The 12,712-nt window shown below is 72.4% G+C and carries 14 protein-coding genes and 1 pseudogene; 5 read left to right on the top strand and 10 right to left on the bottom strand.

Annotated elements, in window-relative coordinates; genetic code table 11:
• Window positions 1–5: 5 nt before the first annotated feature.
• From HEP85_RS08455 to HEP85_RS08480, 6 genes are all read right to left on the bottom strand, one after another.
• Window positions 6–1,196 carry an acetylornithine transaminase gene (locus tag HEP85_RS08455; RefSeq protein WP_168527236.1) on the bottom strand — a complete coding sequence of 397 codons (1,191 nt, stop codon included), beginning with the start codon at window positions 1,194–1,196 and terminating at the stop codon, window positions 6–8.
• Window positions 1,193–2,104: an acetylglutamate kinase gene (argB, locus tag HEP85_RS08460; protein WP_168527237.1), complete on the bottom strand. Its 912-nt coding sequence runs from the start codon at window positions 2,102–2,104 to the stop codon at window positions 1,193–1,195. The genes HEP85_RS08455 and argB overlap by 4 nt, the downstream gene beginning before the upstream one ends.
• Window positions 2,101–3,252, bottom strand: coding sequence for a bifunctional glutamate N-acetyltransferase/amino-acid acetyltransferase ArgJ (gene argJ, locus HEP85_RS08465; RefSeq protein ID WP_168527238.1), 1,152 nt, complete (start codon window positions 3,250–3,252; stop codon window positions 2,101–2,103). Before argJ ends, argB begins: the two co-directional genes overlap by 4 nt.
• Window positions 3,249–4,277 (bottom strand): N-acetyl-gamma-glutamyl-phosphate reductase, encoded by a 1,029-nt coding sequence (argC, locus tag HEP85_RS08470; RefSeq protein WP_168527239.1) that lies wholly within the window; start codon window positions 4,275–4,277, stop codon window positions 3,249–3,251. The genes argJ and argC overlap by 4 nt, the downstream gene beginning before the upstream one ends.
• Before the next feature lie 81 nt (window positions 4,278–4,358).
• Complete coding sequence (locus HEP85_RS08475) at window positions 4,359–4,496, bottom strand: hypothetical protein (protein ID WP_168527240.1); 138 nt, start codon at window positions 4,494–4,496, stop codon at window positions 4,359–4,361.
• 97 nt (window positions 4,497–4,593) lie between these two features.
• Window positions 4,594–4,998, bottom strand: a complete 405-nt coding sequence (locus HEP85_RS08480; RefSeq protein ID WP_168527241.1) for a DUF5997 family protein — start codon at window positions 4,996–4,998, stop codon at window positions 4,594–4,596.
• 58 nt (window positions 4,999–5,056) lie between these two features.
• Here HEP85_RS08480 and HEP85_RS08485 point away from each other — a divergent pair, with 58 nt between their 5' ends.
• Together HEP85_RS08485 and HEP85_RS08490 are read left to right on the top strand one after the other, a co-directional pair.
• The gene (locus HEP85_RS08485) at window positions 5,057–5,881 is read left to right on the top strand and encodes a LysR substrate-binding domain-containing protein (RefSeq protein WP_329286450.1); all 825 of its coding nucleotides are present in this window, start codon (window positions 5,057–5,059) and stop codon (window positions 5,879–5,881) included.
• Window positions 5,882–5,888: 7 nt separating this feature from the next.
• A pseudogene (locus HEP85_RS08490) lies at window positions 5,889–6,310 on the top strand (DUF6314 family protein); the annotation flags it as partial.
• 78 nt (window positions 6,311–6,388) lie between these two features.
• Here the strand turns inward: HEP85_RS08490 and HEP85_RS08495 are convergent.
• From HEP85_RS08495 to HEP85_RS08505, 3 genes are all read right to left on the bottom strand, one after another.
• Window positions 6,389–6,973, bottom strand: coding sequence for a histidine phosphatase family protein (locus HEP85_RS08495; RefSeq protein ID WP_168527243.1), 585 nt, complete (start codon window positions 6,971–6,973; stop codon window positions 6,389–6,391).
• A gap of 62 nt (window positions 6,974–7,035) precedes the next feature.
• Window positions 7,036–7,473, bottom strand: a complete 438-nt coding sequence (locus tag HEP85_RS08500; RefSeq protein ID WP_168527244.1) for a GNAT family N-acetyltransferase — start codon at window positions 7,471–7,473, stop codon at window positions 7,036–7,038.
• Between the two features lie 234 nt (window positions 7,474–7,707).
• A complete protein-coding gene (locus HEP85_RS08505; protein ID WP_329286455.1) occupies window positions 7,708–9,144 on the bottom strand; it encodes a PLP-dependent aminotransferase family protein in 1,437 nt (478 codons plus the stop codon).
• Between HEP85_RS08505 and HEP85_RS08510 the strand changes: the two genes are divergently transcribed.
• Window positions 9,143–10,072 carry a DMT family transporter gene (locus HEP85_RS08510; protein WP_168527245.1) on the top strand — a complete coding sequence of 310 codons (930 nt, stop codon included), beginning with the start codon at window positions 9,143–9,145 and terminating at the stop codon, window positions 10,070–10,072. The genes HEP85_RS08505 and HEP85_RS08510 overlap by 2 nt on opposite strands.
• A 91-nt stretch (window positions 10,073–10,163) precedes the next feature.
• Window positions 10,164–10,358 (top strand): DUF1918 domain-containing protein, encoded by a 195-nt coding sequence (locus HEP85_RS08515; RefSeq protein WP_168527246.1) that lies wholly within the window; start codon window positions 10,164–10,166, stop codon window positions 10,356–10,358.
• A 36-nt stretch (window positions 10,359–10,394) separates the two neighbouring features.
• Here the strand turns inward: HEP85_RS08515 and HEP85_RS08520 are convergent, their stop codons facing one another.
• Window positions 10,395–11,654, bottom strand: coding sequence for a glycoside hydrolase family 10 protein (locus HEP85_RS08520; RefSeq protein ID WP_168527247.1), 1,260 nt, complete (start codon window positions 11,652–11,654; stop codon window positions 10,395–10,397).
• Window positions 11,655–11,826: 172 nt separating this feature from the next.
• On the opposite strand from HEP85_RS08520, the gene HEP85_RS08525 reads away from it, so the two are divergent.
• Window positions 11,827–12,687 (top strand): 3-hydroxybutyryl-CoA dehydrogenase, encoded by an 861-nt coding sequence (locus HEP85_RS08525; RefSeq protein WP_168527248.1) that lies wholly within the window; start codon window positions 11,827–11,829, stop codon window positions 12,685–12,687.
• The last annotated feature ends 25 nt before the right edge of the window (window positions 12,688–12,712 follow it).

Genomic DNA, 12,712 nt, shown 5'->3' on the forward strand with positions numbered 1-12,712 from the left:
ATTTCTCAGGATCCATCCCCGTTGACTGCGTCGAGGACGCCGGGAAGGGCTCCGAGCAGGACGTCCACCTCGTCGTCGCTCAGGTTCAGCGGGGGCATCAGCCGTACGACATCGGGGGCGGGCGCGTTCACCAGGAGACCGGCGTCCTGAGCCGCCTGCTGCACCTGGGGCGCGAGCGGCTCGGTGAGCACGATACCCAGGAGCAGGCCGGCGCCCCGGACGTGGTCGACCAGGGGGTGCCCGAGTGACTCGATCCCGTCCCGCAGCCGTGCGCTCGTACGCTTCACGTTCTCGAGGAGCCCCTCGGACGCGATGGTGTCGAGAACGGCGAGTCCGGCGGCGCAGACGACCGGGTTACCGCCGAAGGTCGTCCCGTGCTGGCCGGGTCCCAGCAAGCCGGCGGCCCGGCCGAACGCGACGGTCGCACCCAGGGGCAGTCCGCCGCCGAGGCCCTTGGCGAGCGTGACGATGTCCGGCAGGACGCCCTCGTGTGCCTGGTACTCGAACCAGTGGCCGGTGCGGCCGATTCCGGTCTGCACCTCGTCGAGGACCAGCAGCGAACCGGTGGCGGCGGTGATCGCGCGGGCCGCCTTGAGGTAGCCGGCCGGCGGCACGACCACACCGTTCTCGCCCTGGATCGGCTCGATGACGACGAGCGCCGTGTCGTCGGTGACGGCCGCGGCCAGCGCCTGGGCGTCGCCGTACGGAACGTGGGTGACGTCACCGGGCAGCGGCAGGAAGGGCTCCTGCTTGCCGGGCTGGCCGGTGAGCGCGAGGGCGCCCATGGTCCGGCCGTGGAAACCGCCCCGGGTCGCCACCATGTGGCCGCGGCCGGTCAGCCGGCCGATCTTGAAGGCGCCCTCGTTCGCCTCGGCGCCCGAGTTGCAGAAGTACACCCGGCCGGCGCGGCCGAAGAGCTGGAGCAGCCGTTCGGCGAGCGCGACGGGCGGCTCGGCGACGAAGAGGTTGGAGACATGGCCGAGCGAGGCGACCTGCGTGCTGACGGCCTCGACGATCGCCGGGTGGGCGTGGCCGAGCGCGTTGACCGCGATACCGCCGACGAAGTCGAGGTACTCGTTGCCGTCGGCGTCCCACAGCCGGGTGCCCGCGCCGCGGACCAGGGGCAGCCGCGGGGTGCCGTAGTTGTCCATGAGCGAGCCCTGCCACCGCTCGGTCAGTTCCTGGTTGGCGGTCATACGGCGTCCCCCTCCCGCGCGTCCGGCACGACCATCGTGCCGATCCCCTCGTCGGTGAAGATCTCCAGCAGGATCGAGTGCTGGACCCTGCCGTCGATGACGCGGGCCGTGGTGACGCCGTTGCGCACGGCGTGCAGACAGCCCCGCATCTTCGGCACCATGCCGCTGGCCAGTTCGGGCAGCAGCTTCTCCAGTTCGGAGGCGGTCAGCCGGCTGATCACCTCGTCGCTGTGGGGCCAGTCCTCGTAGAGGCCCTCGACGTCCGTGAGGACCATGAGGGTTTCGGCGCCAAGTGCCGCAGCGAGTGCCGCAGCCGCCGTATCAGCATTGACGTTGTAGACATGTCCGTCGTCCTGGGAGCGGGCGATCGAGGAGACGACCGGGATCCGGCCGTCGACGAGCAGCGCCTCGATGGCACCCGTGTCGATGGCGGTGATCTCGCCGACCCGGCCGATGTCGACCAGTTCGCCGTCGATCTCGGGCAGATGCTTGGTGGCGGTGATGGTGTGCGCGTCCTCGCCGGTCATGCCGACGGCGAGTGGTCCGTGCTGGTTGAGCAGTCCGACGAGCTCGCGCTGGACCTGTCCGGCCAGCACCATCCGTACGACGTCCATGGCGTCCTCGGTGGTCACCCTGAGGCCCGCCTTGAACTCGCTGACGATGCCGTGCCGGTCGAGCTGTGCGCTGATCTGCGGACCGCCGCCGTGCACGACGACGGGCTTGAGCCCGGCGTGGTGCAGGAAGACGACGTCCTGTGCGAAGGCGGCCTTCAGCTCCTCGTCGATCATGGCGTTGCCGCCGAACTTGATGACGACGGTCTTGCCGCGGTGCCGGGTCAGCCAGGGCAGCGCCTCGATGAGGATCTGGGCCTTGGGGAGTGCGGTGTGCTTCCGCGTGATGTGGCTCATGAGGAGTAGGCGCTGTTCTCGTGGACGTAGTCGGCGGTGAGGTCGTTGGTCCAGATGGTGGCGGTGGCGGCGCCCGCGGCGAGGTCGGCGACGATGTGGACCTCGCGGTAGCGCATGTCGACGAGTTCGCGGTCCTCGCCGACGCCGCCGTTCTTGCAGACCCACACGCCGTTGATGGCGACGTTCAGCTGGTCCGGCTCGAAGGCGGCCCCGGTGGTGCCGATGGCGGACAGGACGCGTCCCCAGTTGGGGTCCTCACCGTGGATCGCGCACTTGAGGAGGTTGTTGCGGGCGATGGAACGGCCCACCTCGACGGCGTCCTCCTCGGTCGCGGCGCCGACGACCTCGACCTTGATGTCCTTGCTGGCGCCCTCGGCGTCCCGGATGAGCTGCTGTCCGAGGTCGTCGCAGACCGCTCGTACCGCCTCGGCGAACTCCGCCCGGTCGGGGGTGACCTCCGAGGCGCCGGAGGCGAGCAGCAGCACGGTGTCGTTGGTCGACATGCAGCCGTCCGAGTCGACCCGGTCGAAGGTGGTGCGGGTGGCGGCGCGCAGCGCGCTGTCGAGGGTCCCGGTGTCCACGTCCGCGTCCGTCGTGAGGACGACGAGCATGGTGGCGAGGCCCGGTGCGAGCATGCCCGCGCCCTTGGCCATGCCGCCCACGGTCCAGCCGTCGCCGGCGCGCACCGACGTCTTGTGCACGGTGTCGGTGGTCTTGATGGCGATGGCGGCCTTCTCGCCGCCGTGCGGGCCGAGCTGGGCGGCGGCCGTCTCCACGCCGGCCAGCAGCTTGTCCATCGGCAGGAGGACGCCGATGAGTCCGGTGGAGGCCACCGCGACCTCGCCGGCGTCGAGGTCCAGCACCGCCGCGGCCTTCTCCGCGGTGGCGTGGGTGTCCTGGAAGCCCTTGGGGCCCGTACAGGCGTTGGCGCCGCCGGAGTTGAGGACGACGGCGGAGACCTGACCGCCCTTGAGGACCTGCTCGGACCAGAGCACCGGCGCGGCCTTCACGCGGTTGGAGGTGAAGACGCCCGCGGCGGCCAGACGGGGCCCGTTGTTGACCACGAGGGCCAGGTCCGGGTTGCCGTTCTCCTTGATGCCTGCGGCGATGCCGGAGGCGGTGAAGCCCTTGGCGGCGGTGACGCTCACGGTGCCACTCCGATCGTGGTGAGACCCAGCTCCTCGGGGAGCCCGAGGGCGATGTTCATGCTCTGGACGGCCCCGCCGGCCGTGCCCTTGGTCAGGTTGTCGATGGCGCTGATCGCGATGATGCGGTGCGTGGCTTCGTCGTGTGCGACCTGGATCTGAACAGCGTTGGAACCGTAGACGGACGCGGTGGCGGGCCACTGCCCCTCGGGCAGCAGCCGGACGAACGGCTCGTCCGCGAACGCCTTCTCGTACGCGGCCCGTACGGACTCGGCGGTGACCCCGGCCCTGGCCCGGGCGCTGCACGTGGCGAGGATGCCGCGGGGCATCGGGGCGAGGGTCGGGGTGAAGGAGACGGCGACGGGCTCGCCCGCGGCACCGCTCAGGTTCTGGATCATCTCTGGGGTGTGCCGGTGGCCGCCGCCGACGCCGTACGGGGACATGGAGCCCATGACCTCGCTGCCGAGCAGGTGGGGCTTGGCCGCCTTGCCCGCGCCGGAGGTTCCGGAGGCGGCGACGATCACGGCCTCGGGCTCGGCGAGTCCGGCCGTGTACGCCGGGAAGAGCGCGAGGGAGACGGCCGTCGGGTAGCAGCCGGGTACCGCGATGCGCTTGGACCCCTCCAGCGCGGCGCGGCCACCCGGCAGTTCGGGAAGGCCGTAGGGCCAGGTGCCGGCGTGCGGCGAGCCGTAGAACCGCTCCCAGTCGGCCGGGTTCACGAGCCGGAAGTCGGCGCCCATGTCGACGACGAGGACGTCCGGTCCGAGCTGCTCGGCGACGGCCGCGGACTGCCCGTGGGGCAGCGCGAGGAACACGACGTCGTGCCCGGCGAGCACCTCGGCGGTCGTCGGCTCCAGGACGCGGTCGGCGAGCGGCAGCAGATGCGGCTGCAGCGCGCCCAGTCGCTGGCCCGCGTTGGAGTTGCCGGTCAGGGCGCCGATCTCGACCTCGGGGTGCGCCAGGAGCAGACGCAGCGCCTCGCCGCCCGCGTACCCACTCGCTCCCGCCACCGCTGCGCGTACCGCCATGGAACCCTCCTCCTAGATGGCATGACTATACGTATCGATGCACGTTTATGCAATGAGGTCATGGGGAGACCACGACGCGGGTCACAGGTCGGCGGCGCGTGCGCGAGGTGCGCGGCGCGCGAGGGGCGCGCGGAGTTCGGCAGCGTCGGGGGAGCCCGGATCGGCGGTCATCGGACGCGCGGGGCTCGGTACCGTCACCCACCACGTGGTCCCACCCATGCGCACAGCGTAGGCCGTGGCACGGGTGGCCCGGTGGTTCCCTGCCCGGGGAAGGAAAAGCGGGAGGCGGGAAGCGGAGCTCGGGAGGTGGCGGAGGTCAGGAGCGTGAGTCGCGGGGCTGGGCCGCGCGCTGCGCGTCCCGCTCCTTGATGCGCTCCTCTTCCTTGCGGACCTCGGCCTGGGTGGCGCGCTCCCGGCGCAGCCACCCGGGGTCGTCCTGCTTCAGCGCGTCGATCTGCTCCGTGGTGAGGGGCTCGGTGACCCCGCCGCGCGCGAGCCCGGCGATGGAGATCCCCAGGCGCGCGGCGACCACGGGCCGGGGGTGCGGGCCGTTGCGTCGCAGTTCCTGCAGCCACGCGGGCGGGTCGGTCTGCAGCGCGTTCAGCTCGGCGCGCGAGACGACGCCCTCCTGGAACTCGGCGGGGGTGGCTTCGAGGTACACACCCAGCTTCTTCGCCGCGGTGGCGGGCTTCATGGTCTGGGTGGTCTGGTGCGACGTCATGGTGTCAAGGGTATCGAGCGTGTGCGCGACCTCCGACCACGACCGATAACCTGGCGAGGTGACAGGCTCGGAAGTACCTCCTTCGTTCCGGCTCGCCTATGTCCCGGGAGTGACGCCCACGAAGTGGGTGCGGATCTGGAACGAGCGGCTGCCGGACGTCCCCCTGACCCTCGTCGCGGTGTCCGCCACCGAGGCGTTCGACGTGCTGCGGGACCGTGGCGCCGACGCCGGATTCGTACGGTTGCCGGTCGACCGGGAGGATCTCAGCGCGATCCCGCTCTACACCGAGACGACGGTCGTCGTGGTCCCCAGGGATCACGTCGTGGCGGCAGTCGACGAGGTGAGCGCCGAGGACCTGGCCGACGACATCGTGCTGCACCCGCTCGACGACACCCTCGGCTGGGAGCGGCCGCCGGGCCGGCCCGCGTTCGAGCGTCCCGCCACCACGGAGGACGCCATCGAGCTCGTGGCGGCGGGCGTCGGGCTGCTCGTCGTGCCCCAGTCGCTCGCGCGCCTGCACCACCGCAAGGATCTCACCTACCGGCCGCTCACGGACGCCCCCGAGTCGCGCGTCGCGCTGTCCTGGCCCGAGGAGGCGACCACCGATCTGGTGGAGGACTTCATCGGGATCGTCCGGGGCCGGACCGTCAACAGCTCACGAGGACGCTCGCAGACGTCGGCGTCCCCTTCGGGCGCGGCATCAGGTGCGGATTCGGGTTCGGGCAGGAGCAAGCGTCCCGAGGCGGGTGGCGGGCGGAAGAAGCCCGTGGGTGGCAGGGCAAGCGGCACGGCGGGCGGCCGGGCGGGCGGCAAGGGCACCCGCGGCGGATCCGGCGGCGGCGCCAAGAGCGGTCGGCGCGGCAAGCCCCGCCGGCAGTCCTGAGCAGCCCATGGGTGAGTTCTGGCCGGTGGCCGACGTCCTGGCGTACCTGACCGGGAACTGGCGGGTGGAGCGTTCGGTACGGGATCGCGCGAGCGGCGCGGAGGGCCGTTTCACCGGGACGACCGCGTTCTCACCGCTCGACGACGGCGGCGACGGGCTGCTGCATCACGAGTCCGGCCTCTTCACCTGGCAGGGCACGTCCAGGCCCGCGGAGCGCACGCTGTGGTTCCTGCCAGGACAGCGCGCGGGCACCGCGGCCGTCCGGTTCTCCGACGGCCGCCCCTTCCACGACCTGGACCTGACCACCGGCTTCAAGACGTCGCCGACCACCCGTGCGCGGCGGACCTCTACCGGGGCGAGTTCACGGTGTCCGACGCGGACCGCTGGCGCACGCAGTGGCGGGTGGGCGGGCCCGCCAAGGACCTGCTCTCACCACCGCGTACACGCGGACACGCTGAGAACGCCGCCGAGAAGACGGACAGACCTGCTGGTGCCGCGGCCGTGGCGCTAGCCACGCTGTGCCGACGCCTCGAGGCGCAGGTTCCAGCGGCCGTTGTGCCCGGTGAGGGTCATCGTCGACAAGGGGCGCACGTCGATGTTCCAGTACGTCGTCGGCTGGGCCCGCAGCGCGTAGACGAGCGCGGCCCGCACCACGGAGGGTTCCGCGACCGCGATGATCCGGCCGCCGTCGTCCGCCGGGCGGGTGTCGAGCCAGCCGCCGACACGGGAGATGAAGGACATCAGGGACTCGCCGCCGTGCGGGGCGGAGCGCGGGTCGGCGAGCCAGGCGTCCACGGCCGAGGGCTCGCGGGCCATCGCCTCGCCCAGGGTGAACCCGCGCCAGCGGCCCATGTCGCAGTCGCGCAGCGCGGGTTGGACCAGCGGCGCGTAGCCGAGCGCGTCACCGGTGGCGCGGCTGCGCGGGGTCGGTGAGCAGTAGCGCAGCTCGGCCGCCGCCAGCGGCACCAGTTCGGGGGCGGCGCGCTGCACCTCCTCCCAGCCGGCCTGGTCCAGCGGCCGGTCGTCCTCGAAGCGCTCGGCGAGCAGCGACGAACTGCGCGCGGCAGCGACGAACGTGACCCGAAGATGCATGGGCAGATCGTGGAGCGCGGGACTCCGCAGGTCAAGGGGGGCTACGCAGGGTGTTCGCGGGCTTACCGCGGTACGAGTGCCATCCACTGGCCGGGGCGGTCCAGCGGTCTGAAGCCGAGCTTCTCGTAGACGCCGTGCGCGTCGTGCGTGGCGAGCAGGACCCGGCGCAGACCGAAGGGTTCGAGGTGGTCGCGGACGGCTGCCACCAGGGCGGAGCCCAGCCCCTTGCCGCGCACGGACGGGGCGACGTAGACGTCGCAGAGCCAGGCGAAGGTCGCCTCGTCGGTGACCACTCGGGCGTACGCCACCTGCTCTCCCGACGGGCCGTCGTACACCCCGAAATTGAGCGAGCCGGCGATCGCGCGTTCCTGCTTCTCGCGGGGAAGGCCCAGGGCCCAGTACGCGTCCGTGGAGAGCCAGTGGTGCACGCGGGCGACGTCGATGCGGGCCGGGTCGGCGGAGATCTCGTAGCCGCCGGGGAGCTGCTGTGGGTCGGTCATGCGGGGAGGCTCGCAGGTCGGGGCGGCCGGGTCGAGCGGTTTTCGTTCCGCGCGAGAAGCAGGGGGCAGGATGCGCGGTACGTCGTCGGGGACGGCCCCAGGCCCAGCGCGGGGTCTCACCTCCGGCAACAGAAGTCGGCGCGGCGTCTCGCCCCCCGCGGGCCGAAGGCTCAGCGCAGCGTCTCGTACCCGGCGACACAAGGCGGCGCGGCGTCTCACCCCCGGCGGCACAGGTCAGGCCGGCGTCTCGTCCCGGGCGGTGCGCAGCCGTCGTACGCCCTCCGTGATCTCCTCCGTGCCGGCGACCGCCGCGAAACTCAGGCGGAGGTGGGCGGCCGGGGGTTCGGCGCTGAAGTAGGGGCGGCCGGGGGTGACGGCCACGCCCGCCCGCAGGGCCGCGGCGGCCAGGGCGGACTCGTCGGTGCCGTCGGGCAGCCGGAGCCACAGGTGGTATCCGCCGTACGGGATGTGCGGCAGGGCCAGTTCGGGGAGCCGCAGCCGCAACGCGGCGGTCATGGTGTCCCGCCGGTTCCTCAACTCGGCGGAGACGGACCGCAGATGACGGGGCCAGGCCGGTGATCCGACGAGTTCGAGCGCGGCCTCCTGAAGCGGACGCGGCACGAAGAAGGTCTCGACGACCTGGATGGCGCGCAGCCGTTCCAGGACCGGTCCGCGCGCGGCCAGCACGCCGACCCGGAAGCTCGGCGAGGTCGCCTTGGTCAGGGACCCGACGTGCACCACCACACCGTCGGGGTCCTCGGCGGCCAGCGGGCGCGGCAGTGGGCCCGCGTCCTCGTGCACGAGACGGCGTACGAAGTCGTCCTCGACCACGAACGCGCCGGCCTCGCGCGCGATCCGCAGCACCGCGCCCCGGCGCTCGGGGGCGAGCACGGCGCCGGTGGGGTTCTGGAACAGCGGCTGGCAGACGAAGACCCGCGCGCCGGTGGCTCTGAAGGCGTCGGCGAGCAGGTCCGGCTTCACCCCGTCGGGGTCCACCGGCACCGGCACCGGACGCAGTCCGGCCGCGCGGGCGATGGCCAGCATGCCCGGGTAGGTGGGTGACTCGACGAGGACCGGTGCGCCGGGCGGGGCGAGCGCGCGCAGGGTGGTGGTGAGTGCCGACTGGCCGCCCGCCGTGACGAGCACCTCCGCGGCGGTGATCGCGCCGCCGATCCCGCGCGCGAACCACTCGCGCAGCTCCGCGAGCCCCTCCACCGGGGGCCGGGACCAGGCGCCGGGGCGGCGGCCCGCCCGGGACAGGGCCGCGCCCATGGCCCGCTCGGGCTGGAGCGAGGGGTGCAGATAGCCACCGTTGAACTCGACGACGCCGGCGGGCGGGGCGGCCAGCGTGGCCAGGACTCCGGAGGCGTCCACCGTGCGCGGAACGAGTTCGGCCGCGGCGTCCGCGCTCAGCGCGACCTCCTGCCAGGAGGTGTCCCCGGCCGGTGCGGCGGGGGTCCGGGGTCGTGCCCGGAAGGCGCCGGCGCCTGGTCTGGTGACCACCAGTCCCTCGGCGGCGAGCTGTGCCAGTGCTCGCGACACGGTCACCGGGCTCACCCTGAACCGCTCCACGAGTGCTCTGCTCGACGGCAGCTTTCCACCAGGTGAGTAGCGGTTGACTTCCTGCCGCAGCTTCTTCACCAGTTCCGCCACACTGCTACTCTCCTGCATGAGAGCACAGAGTAGCGCTATCGCGAGGTCGGAGATAGCGGTCGCCACCCCCGAGGTGGACACCCGGGCCGCCCGACGCTCCGGAACCCTCCAGGCAGCCCTCGGCGTCACCGCCTTCTCCCTCACCTTCCCCGCCACCGCCTGGGGCCTGGAGGGCTTCGGCCCCTGGTCCCTGGTCGCCGTGCGCAGCGCCCTCGCGGCCGTCGTCGCGGGCGGCTGTCTGCTGGCGCTGCGTGTGCCCGTACCGGCGCGGGAGTACCGGGCGGGGCTCGCCGTGGTCGCCGCGGGCGTCGTGCTGGGCTTCCCGTTGCTGACGACGCTCGCGCTGCGGACGTCCACCACCGCGCACGCGGCCGTGGTCGTCGGCCTGCTGCCGCTGACGACGGCGCTGTTCTCGGCGCTGCGCACGGGCGCGCGGCCGTCCCGGCTGTTCTGGGGCGCCGCGCTGGCGGGCGCGGCCGCCGTGATCGCGTTCACCGTGCAGCAGAGCGGCGGAGCGCTGACCAGGGCGGACGCCTATCTCTTCGGCGCGCTGCTGATCTGCGCGGCGGGCTACACCGAGGGCGGCAGACTGGCCCGGTCGATGCCGGGGTGGCAGGTGATCGGCTGGGCGCTGGTCCTGTGTCTGCCGCTCTCGCTGCCGGGCGCGCTCGTGGCCCTGTCGTACGAGCCCGCGCGGCTGTCGGCGCACAGTGTGGCGGGGCTGCTGTGGGTGGCGGTCGGGTCGCAGTTCCTGGGGCTGGTCGTCTGGTACCGCGGCATGGCGGCGATCGGGATTCCGAAGGCCAGCCAGTTGCAGCTCGCCCAACCGCTGCTCACACTGGTGTGGTCGGTACTGCTCCTCGGCGAGCGGCTCACACCGGCCGCGCCCCTGACGGCGGCGGCCGTGCTGATCTGTATCGCCCTCACCCAGCGAGCGCGGGGCTGAGCAGCACAACGGTGCCGGGATCGACCGGCACCACCACCGTGGGCTCACGGCCACGGTCCACCACTCCCGCAACTGGCGAGGGAGACCTCAGATGCGCGCAACCGAGGGCGACCAGCTCGTGCAGCACGGCAGGGTTGTCGGACAGCACGACAAGGTCGCGGAGATCACCCAGGTCATGGGCAAGGAGGGGACTCCCCCGTATCGCGTCCGGTTCCCGGACGGGCACGAGGCCGTCTGCTCGCCCGGCCCCGACTCCGAGATCCGGCACAAGGACCCCATGCGGTAGTCCCGCCGCGACGGCCGGCGACACCCGTGCGGTGGTTCACCGCACGGGTGTCGCCGGCTGCCGGTAGTGGTCGGCGACGACCCGCGTCATCGCGCCGAGGGGATCGGAGCCGACCCCCTTGGCGGAGAAGAAGACGTGGCCGCCCACCTGGGGGTAGGCCCGCGCGAAGGTGAGATGCCGGGAGAGTTCGGCCGGGTCCTGCCAGGCCGCGGGCTGCGCCGCGTCCCCGGCCTTGTAGAGCGCCTCACCCACGTACAGCCGCACGCCGGTGTCCTTGGCGACGGCCGCCCACCAGGGCACGAGCTTCGCGTAGTCGGCGGCGGCGAAGCCGAGATTCCAGTAGACCTGCGGGCAGATGTAGTCGATCCAGTGTTCACGGACCCACTTCCTGGTGTCGGCGTGCAGATCGTCGTACGTCTGCACGCCGGCCCGGGTGTCCGAGCCCTGCGGGTCGCTCGCGGCGTTGCGCCACACGCCGAACGGGCTGATGCCGAAGCGAGTGCCGGGGCGGATCTGCCGGACGCGGGTGCCCATCTCCCGCACCAGTCGGTCGATGTTGTCGCGCCGCCACGCGGCCCGGTCCGGGAAGCCCGCGCCGTGCGCCGCGTACGCCGCGCCGTCGTCGAAGGCCTGTCCGGCGACCGGGTACGGATAGAAGTAGTCGTCCCAGTGCACCGCGTCGACCGGGTACTTGCGCACCGCGTCGAGCATCGCGTCCTGCACGAACGTCCGCACGGCCGGCAGTCCGGGGTTGTAGTACATCTTCCCGCCGTACCGGACGACCCAGCCGGGGTGCGTACGCGCCGGATGGTTCGCCGCCAGCCTGCCCGGGTCGGTGTGCGTGGCGATCCGGTACGGGTTGAACCAGGCGTGCAGTTCCAGACCCCGCGCGTGGGCCTCGGTGACCGCGGTGCCGAGCGGGTCCCAGCCCGGGTCCCGGCCCTGGACGCCGGTGAGGTACTGCGACCACGGCTCGTACGCCGAGGGCCACAGGGCGTCGGCCGCGGGGCGCACCTGGAAGATCACGGCGTTGAGACGGCGGCGGACCGCGGTGTCGAGGTGGCCGACGAGTTCGGCGCGCTGCCGGTCCGGGGAGAGCCCGGCCCGCGAGGGCCAGTCGCGGTTCAGGACGGTCGTCAGCCACATGCCGCGCAGCTCCGCGGGGGCGCTGCGCCGGCCGGGCGGGCCGGGGGTGGCCACGATGACGGGTCTCGCCACCGAGTCGCCCGTGGCGACCGGTCCCGTGAGCGCCGCCGCCGTGGCCACCGTGAACGTCCGCCGTGACAGCAGCCCCATCCGCGCACTCCTCTTACCCTGTGGACCCGCCCGCTCACGGATCGTTCCGTCGTCGCCCAGCATGCCCGCCCCGGGCGATCGATCATCGATACTTCGGAGTAACGTGCACGATCGGAGCAGGCACCGAACAACGGGGGACCTGCGAGGCCCGTAGATCAGCGAAGGGGACGATGTGACCGACATCGAACGCGTCGGAGTGGTGGGCTGCGGCCAGATGGGAGCGGGCATCGCCGAGGTGTGCGCCCGTGCGGGTCTTGACGTCAAGGTCGCCGAGACCACGGGCGAGGCCCTGGAGATCGGCCGTACCCGGCTGTTCAACTCCCTCTCCAAGGCGGCCGAGCGCGGGAAGATCTCCGCCGACGAGCTCGCGGCCACCCAGGACCGGCTGAGCTTCACCACCGACCTCGGCGAGTTCGCCGACCGGGACCTCGTGATCGAGGCCGTCGTCGAGAACGAGCAGGTGAAGACCGAGATCTTCCAGGTGCTCGACCAGGTGGTGACCCGGCAGGACGCGATCCTCGCTTCGAACACCTCCTCGATTCCGTTGGTCCGGCTCGCCGTCGCCACCTCGCGCCCCGACCAGGTCGTCGGGATCCACTTCTTCAACCCCGCGCCGGTGCAGCAGCTCGTCGAGCTGATTCCGGCACTGACCACCTCCGAGGGCACCCTCGGCCGGGCGCAGCTGTTCGCCGAGAAGGCCCTCGGCAAGCACGCGATCCGCGCCCAGGACCGCTCGGGCTTCGTGGTCAACGCGCTGCTGATCCCGTATCTGCTCTCCGCGATCCGGATGTTCGAGTCGGGCATCGCCAGCCGTGAGGACATCGACAACGGCATGGAGATGGGCTGTGCCCACCCGATGGGGCCGCTCAAGCTCTCCGACCTGATCGGCCTGGACACGGTGGCCTCGGTCGCGTACTCGATGTACGAGGAGTACAAGGAGCCGCTGTACGCCGCGCCCCCGCTGCTCCAGCGCATGGTCGACGCGGGCCGGCTGGGCCGGAAGTCCGGCTCGGGCTTCTACACCTACTCCTGACCTGCGCGAACACCCTCGCCGCGAG

It is taken from the genome of Streptomyces sp. RPA4-2 (assembly GCF_012273515.2).
Taxonomy (GTDB): domain Bacteria; phylum Actinomycetota; class Actinomycetes; order Streptomycetales; family Streptomycetaceae; genus Streptomyces; species Streptomyces kaempferi.